A 7,420-nucleotide genomic window follows, 5' to 3' on the forward strand; every position below is an offset into this window, starting at 1 on the left:
GGTATCAGTTATCGTTTGTGCTGCAGCACTGTTTTATCTAAAGTGATCTCGTCTAAAATCCCAAGTATAATGGCAGCATTCTTTTCAGCATATGCGCCTTCCAGCATGTCTTTGTGCGCGCCATATCCGGTGTATTCGGTATAGCCTCTCTCCGCAGCGCCTTTCCATTTCTGCAATTCTTTATGTCTCGTGTTTTCAGCATGAATACCGGCTTCAATGAAATGAATGTTTGCCTTGATGCCGCCTTCATTTATTAACTGAGCCCAATATTCCTGATAGCATCTTTTTTTCTGTATCACTGTTTCTCTGACTGCTTCAGGAAGGTATACTGCAGATTCGTCACTTTCGGTATCAACAGGTAAAGGCTGTTGCTTTGGATAAGCGTCTATGATAATCAAATCGCTGACTTCCAATCCTCTGCGCTCCATAGCTTGCACCACTTCAAAAGCTAAGTTTCCGCCTGCGGAGTACCCTAATAGAACGTACGGGCCTTCAGGCTGTCTGTCAATGATGCAATTCACATATTGTTCAATGCGGCTGTCATCCTCGATAAAATGAAATCCGTATACGGCTGCTTTCAGATTCAGCTGTAATGCAAGGTCTTTAAAATACATGCCGAAGCCTGAAATCGGCGGGAAGCAAAAAAGGTGATGTCCGCCTGGCTGATTCAGTTTGATTACCGGCTGTTTGTCTGCCGCTTTGAGCTGTTTGGAATAAAGTGTTTCAGCGAGCTGGGCGATTGTCGGATTTTCGAATAGAAAGTCGATCGGTATGTCGATATCCTGCTGGTGTTTCAGCGTGTGAATGACCTGCAGCGCTTTTAATGAATGTCCGCCAAGGGCGAAGAAGTCGTCATAGATTCCGATCGTTTTGATACCGAGAACACTTTTCCAAATTTGTGCGAGCTCCTGCTCGACCCAGTTTCTTGGCGGTGTGATATCCTCACGCTTTTCGAGCTCGTTTTCTGGGACGGGAAGTGCGCTGCGGTCTATTTTTCCGTTTCCGGTGAGCGGCATACGGCCAATCCGTATCCAGTGCTGAGGTACCATATAGTCTGGAAGCACACGTGCCAAATTAGTGCGAATACTTTTTTCGGTTCTGCTCTGATCGCTGACGTAATGTGTGTACAGTTGCGCCTCTCCGTCTTTTTCTATCAACGTAACTGCCGCTTCCCGCACGCCCTCAATCTCTAACAGCCGCGCTTCAATTTCCGCGGGTTCAATTCGTTTTCCGCGGATTTTCATCTGCCTGTCAATACGGCTGATATATTCTAAGTTCCCGTCGGGCAGCCAACGTGCCAAATCACCGGTGCGGTATATTTTTTCTCCAGGTACAAAAGGATGAGGACAGAAAACGGCATTTGTTAAGTCTTTTTTGTTCAAATAGCCGGCTGCCACTCCGTCACCGCCGACACAAAGCTCGCCGGGAACGCCCGTCGGCAAAAGACGTCCTTTTGCATCTAAGATGAAAGCGGTGCTGTTGCTGATCGGTTTCCCGATCGGAATCGGCGCTGCATAGTCTCTTTTTATTTCAAAAAAGGTTGAGAATGTCGTGTTTTCCGTAGGTCCGTAAATGTTATAAAGTGAAAGTTCCGGGCACGCATGTCTGACAGCATTTATAAGGGCAGGCGACAGCGCTTCCCCTCCGACATATAGCGTATGAAGCCCGCGGAACATGTCTGCTTGAGCTTGGGCGAGCTGATTAAAAAGAGCGGTAGTTAAAAACAGGACTGTTATGTTGTTCTCAAGCAAATAGGCTCCGAAACGATGAGGTGTCAGCATTGTCGATTTGTCAATGATATGAAGGGCTGCGCCCTTTAAAAGCGCCCCGAACATTTCAAAGGTGACGGCGTCAAAGCTGATGGACCCCGTCATGATCAACCGGTCATGCACAGAAGCCGAGGTGTAATTGCTGTTGCATACAAGGGATACAACATTGCGGTTCGTGATCATGACGCCTTTCGGCCGGCCTGTCGAGCCTGAGGTATACATGATGTATGCAAGATCACCTGGGCTCGACGCGATGCTGAGCGTTTCTTTGTTTTCTTTAATAGCCGCCTTTGCATCCGCAGTAATCATTGCCCCCTGGAACGCTGCAAAGGGCACCAGCCCTTTTTGAACAATCAGCATTGCGGCGTTTGTTTCTTCAAGCATATAGCTGATCCGTTCAGGCGGAAGTTCGGCGTCTAAAGGGAGGTACGCTCCGCCTGCTTTTAAAACAGCAAGCACACTGATGATGAATTCAGGTGAATGAGCAGCTCGTATTCCGGCTATTGCATTTCGGCGAAGTCCGTTTTTATACAATTCATTGGCCAGTGCGTCCGATTTTTTATCAAGATCCCGGTACGATATGGACATATTCCCATAAACGACAGCTGTTTGGTCTGGTGTTTTTTTCGCCTGCTCGCGGAACAATTCTATAATTGTTTTATTCTTTGGATAGTCCGTTTTTGTATCGTTAAATTGTGTGACTATCATTTCTTTCTCTGTCGGATCAAGAAATGAAAAATCTGCAACAGGACAATCAGAATGATCTGCAGCCGTAGTTAACGCTTGAGTAAGCTGCCTCTTGATGCAGCTGATCCAGGAGACGTCGTAAACATGCGCATTATAGCTGAACTTGATGACGAGTTCGTCACCGGGAGCAACGACAAGATTAAAATTGTACCCTGATTGCTCGGACACTTTTACTTCATCGATTTGCAAAGATGCATCGATATGATCGGCTGAATCAGCAATTTTTTGCTGCAGCGGATAGTTTTCAAAGATGATAATGTGATCTATTAGCTCCTGTTTTAAAGCAGTGCTTCCCTGAATTTCGAATAATGGATGATAAGTAAATGGTTCAGCATCCAGCATATCTTTCTGACAGCGTTTGAGCAGCTCAGCAAACGTTTCTTCTCTATCTGTTTTGACGCGAATCGGAATGGTATTGATAAACAATCCGATCATTGACTCGACATCGGGTATTTCCGAAGGCCTGCCTGAAACAACGGCGCCAAAAACAACATCATCTGTGCGGTTGTATTGCTGGAGCATGACGCCCCAGACCGTCTGAATCAGGGTGGCAAGGGTGACGCCGTGCTGTTTGGCAGTCTCTTTCAGCTTGTCCGTCAGTTGTTTATTTAAAGTGAATGTCAATTCTTCACGGCAATACCCTTCTTTTGTTTCTTTATCAGCGACACGTGGCAGCGGTGATGGAGTGCTGTAGTTCTTTAAATAGGAATCCCAGTACTCCGCCGCTGTTTCTTTGTCTTGTTTTATCAGCCAGGAAATATAGGTGCTGTACGGGCGGACAGGCTCTAAAGAAAGTGGTTTTCCTGCACGGATAGATTGATAAATTTGCATAAATTCCTGCAGAATGATTCCGAGACACCAGCCGTCCATTAAGATGTGATGGTGGCTCCAGACACAGGCATGCTCATGTTCAGCTGTTTTTAACAGAGAAATCCGCATCAGCATGTCTTTTTGCAAATCAAAGCCTTTTTGCTTGTCTGCTTCCTTAAACCGTTCAATATACTTTTTCTGATCGTTAGTTTGCAGATGGGAAATATCTTCTGTGTACAAATGGAAACTCCGCTCAGCCATCACGACTTGCCGGGGTCCCGTCAAATTCGGGACGTGCGGCAAAAATACGGTTCTAAAGATATCATGGCGGTCGATGATGACTTGGATGCTGCGCTGAAACCAGTCATAGCTGAGGCTTCCTTTTATGGTGAAGAGCGACTGCTCAACATACGCCCCCTCCTTTTCACGCAGGAAGGAGTGGAACAGCATCCCCTCCTGCATATGACTCAGCGGATAAATATTCTTGATTTTTTTCGTTTTATCCATAGTGTCTGCACCTTTCTTCACAGATTCATTAGTGAAAACTGAGCATATCGGAAATCTCTTGCAGTGCGGTCTCGGTTAGTTCATGATCATCAAAATCGCTGATGGTCTTTTCTGTTTCTGTTTTGTTCTGACAATGGCTGATCAGCTTTAATAAGTATTGATGGCAATTGTCGCAAAGGTGTGCGATCGTTTTTCGCTGAAAGCGGGCTGCGTCAAAATTCATGTTCATTGTCATTTTTCCTTCTGCCGCGATCGCGCTGATATCCAGCGATTGTTCGCGGTTCCATGTGGTGCTGATATCTTCTCCGGCACCGACAGGAGAAAACGAGAATGCATCCTCTTCAGGCGTTTCACTTGGACTGCCGCTTTCAAATTGACCGAGATAATTGAAGCTGATTTCTGGTGGGCCGGTGAAGTGGATGTCTGATTTGTCAGGCGGTGTCAAATACTTTAGTACACCGTAGCCGAATCCTTTGTCTGGCACCCGTCTTAGTGTATCCTTAGCTGTCTTTAACACATGAACCATGTTTTCTTCCGGATCGGGTAAGATTGAGCTTAGTTTAACGAATAACGGATAAATGGCAGTAAACCATCCAACTGTGCGGCTGACGTCAATGCCGTCTAACACATCCTCGCGCCCGTGGCTTTCCAATGACAGTTTGACGGTGGATTGTTTCGTCCAATCCTGTAAAGCAAGAATAACAGAAGCAATCAAGACATCTTGAGTATCCGTGTTATATGCGCTGTTAACACCTTTTAAAAGCGCCTCCGTTTCTTCTTCATTCAACGAGAATGAAACGTTGTCCCGTTTTCTCTCGTTTGCCGCTGGAGCGTCTGTTTGATCATATGGCAGCGCTCCGGCTTGGTATTCTTCAGCTTCACGCCAATAATCGATCTGTTTCATGAGCTGGCGGCTTTTGGCATAGTCAGTGAGTTTTTCTGTGTATGCTTGAAACGAACTTGTTTTAGGCGGCAGCTGGATTTCTTCCCGGTTGACAGCTTGGCGATATGCTGATGCCAAATCTTCAAGCAGGACGCGCCACGAGATGCCGTCAACAATGAAGTGATGAACCGATAGGAACAAGAAATCACCGTCAGCCGTTCGGAAAAGTCCGGCCTGCAGCAGCGGTCCATTCTCCAAATCCATCTTCTGCTGAATGTCGCGCACATGGCGTTTTATGATAGGTTCGTACCATGCATTGTCGTCGTGCGAACCAGCATTTTCTTCTTTTAGATTGATAATCTGAAGGTTGTATAGCGCATCGGCTGTAAGACTGGTCGGCCGATTATATTGAATCTGCTTTCCTTGATCGTCCTCTGTGAACACCATCCGTAATGCATCATGGTGAATTGTTATTGCTTTTAAGGTTTTGCGCAGCGCATCTTCCTGAATAGGGGTTCTCCGGTGAAGCATCACAGACTGATTAAAATGGTGTTTTTCTTTAATATCTTGAGAAAGGAACCATTTCTGAACAGGCGACCACTGCACTTCTCCCGCAATCGGAGCTTGGCTGGAGCTTGTGTCGGAATCGCGGATATAAGCTGCCAGTTCTTTAATGGTCGGATGACTGAACAAATCTTTAACCGCCATTTGTTTACCGATCCGATGCAGCCGCGCTGACACCTGCAGCGCTTTAATCGAATCTCCTCCAAGCTCGAAGAACGAATCATCTGTTCCGATTTTTTCCGCCCCAAGCACTTCACTCCATATATTTGCCAGTGTTTGTTCCATCCCGCTGTTTGGCGCCTGGAATGTACGCTCTGCTTCTTCCTTGAATGCCGGGCTTGGAAGCGCTCGGCGATCCAGCTTGCCATTCGGTGATAATGGCATGGAGTCCAGCTTTTGAATAAATACAGGGATCATATATAAAGGCAGCTTGCTTTTCAATACGGCAAGTATCGTATCTGTGTTTAGCTTTGGTTCTGCTACAAGGTAAGCGCATAAGTCGGTTTGTCCGGACGCTGTTTCATGAGCGAGCACGACTGCCTCTTTTACTCCGTCTATCCGGCGGATGACCGATTCAATTTCTTTTGTTTCTACACGATGCCCTCTAATCTTGACCTGATCGTCAATTCGTCCCAGATATTCGATTGTTCCGTCTGCCATCCACCTGGCAGCATCTCCCGTTCGGTACATCCGTTTTTCAGGCTGAAATGGGTGCTGAACGAATGATCTGGTTGTCATCTCTGGATTGTTGACATACCCTCTTGCCAGCCCTGTTCCCGCTACGCAAAGCTCTCCGGCAACACCGATTGGCTGAAGCTGATTTCCGTTTAAAATCAGGACTTGGGTATGATCGATCGGCCGCCCGATACTTACGTTTTGCATCTGTTCCATATGTCTCATGACGGTCGTTGCCACACTGTTTTCTGTCGGTCCGTATTCGTTGGCTAGTTCGATGTGCGGGCATACGGACAAGCTGTGCTCAATTAATTCCCGGTCGGCCGCTTCTCCGGCAAGAGTGACCACTCTAAGCGTCTTTGCATCTTCCGGCTGCAATACGTCTAAAAGCGCTCTATATAATACCGGGACGATAATCATATGGGTTACCCGATGATGAGACAGATCATGCTTAATGGCGAGAATATCCTTTGCTTCGTCTTCATTAGGCAGTATCGTTTTTGCGCCAGATAAAAGCGGTGTGAACGTGCTTGTCAGAAAGCCGTCAAATGAGAAAGAAAAGAGCTGCAGGATTGTGTCTGTCTCATCTAAAGCATAAGCGTTCCGCCGCCACTGAAGAGTGTTGGCAATGCTTTTATGCTCGACCATCACCCCTTTTGGACGGCCTGTCGTTCCCGACGTATAAATGATATAAGCCAAATGCTGAGCATTCGATACTTGCGGCAGCGGTGATTTGTCGTATGCCTCCGCATACTCCATAGTCAAAATCTCTCCTTCAAAATCAGCAGGTGCTTCCCAATCGATTGCATTTAATGTGATGAGCAGTTTTGTTCGGCTGTCGTTAAGAATATAGTGTTTCCGTTCCGCCGGGTATGCCGGATCAACTGGGACGTAACAGCCGCCTGCTTTCCAAACACCAAGGATAGCGGCGATCATGCCGAATGAACGAGGCATCATGATTCCTACCGGTGTGTCCGGTTTAACCCCCCGGCCGCGCAGCGTTCGTGCAATCCCATTAGACCATTCATCCAATTCTTGATATGTCAGTATTTTTTCTCCGCTGACAAGTGCTGGCGCTTTCGGTGTTCGTGCTGCTTGTTTTGCAAACAATTTATCGATGGTGTGTTCTTCATTTTTATTTGTTTGTCCGCTGTTAAACTGAATCAGCAGCTTATTCCGCTCTTCTTGAGTCAAAATGTCGATATGGTTAAGAGCAGTTTCCGGATTTTTGACGATATCAGCCAATAAATTTGTCAGATGGGATGCCCAGCGTTCTATTGTTGCTTTTTTAAAAAGTGCAGTTGAATATTCGAATTGTAAGTGGATTTGCTTGTCACCCTCAGACGCTTGCAATGTGATATCGAATTTAGAAACATGATGAGAAACTTCTGCCGGCTTCATCTCCAGATCATTGATATGCAACGGCTGGTGCTCATTATTTTGAACGACTAACATCGCATCAAAC

Annotated in this window: 2 protein-coding genes; both read right to left on the reverse strand. The window is 46.4% G+C overall.

Going from position 1 to position 7,420, the window contains the following annotated elements; all coding sequences use genetic code 11:
* Positions 1 to 8: 8 nt before the first annotated feature.
* Complete coding sequence (locus BTR1S_RS06850) at positions 9 to 3,854, reverse strand: non-ribosomal peptide synthetase (protein ID WP_155910125.1); 3,846 nt, start codon at positions 3,852 to 3,854, stop codon at positions 9 to 11.
* Positions 3,855 to 3,861: 7 nt separating this feature from the next.
* A partial coding sequence (locus tag BTR1S_RS06855) for a non-ribosomal peptide synthetase (RefSeq protein WP_082800492.1) occupies positions 3,862 to 7,420 on the reverse strand: 3,559 nt, incomplete at its 5' end.

It is taken from the genome of Bacillus sonorensis NBRC 101234 = KCTC 13918 (assembly GCF_001592005.1).
GTDB lineage: Bacteria > Bacillota > Bacilli > Bacillales > Bacillaceae > Bacillus > Bacillus sonorensis.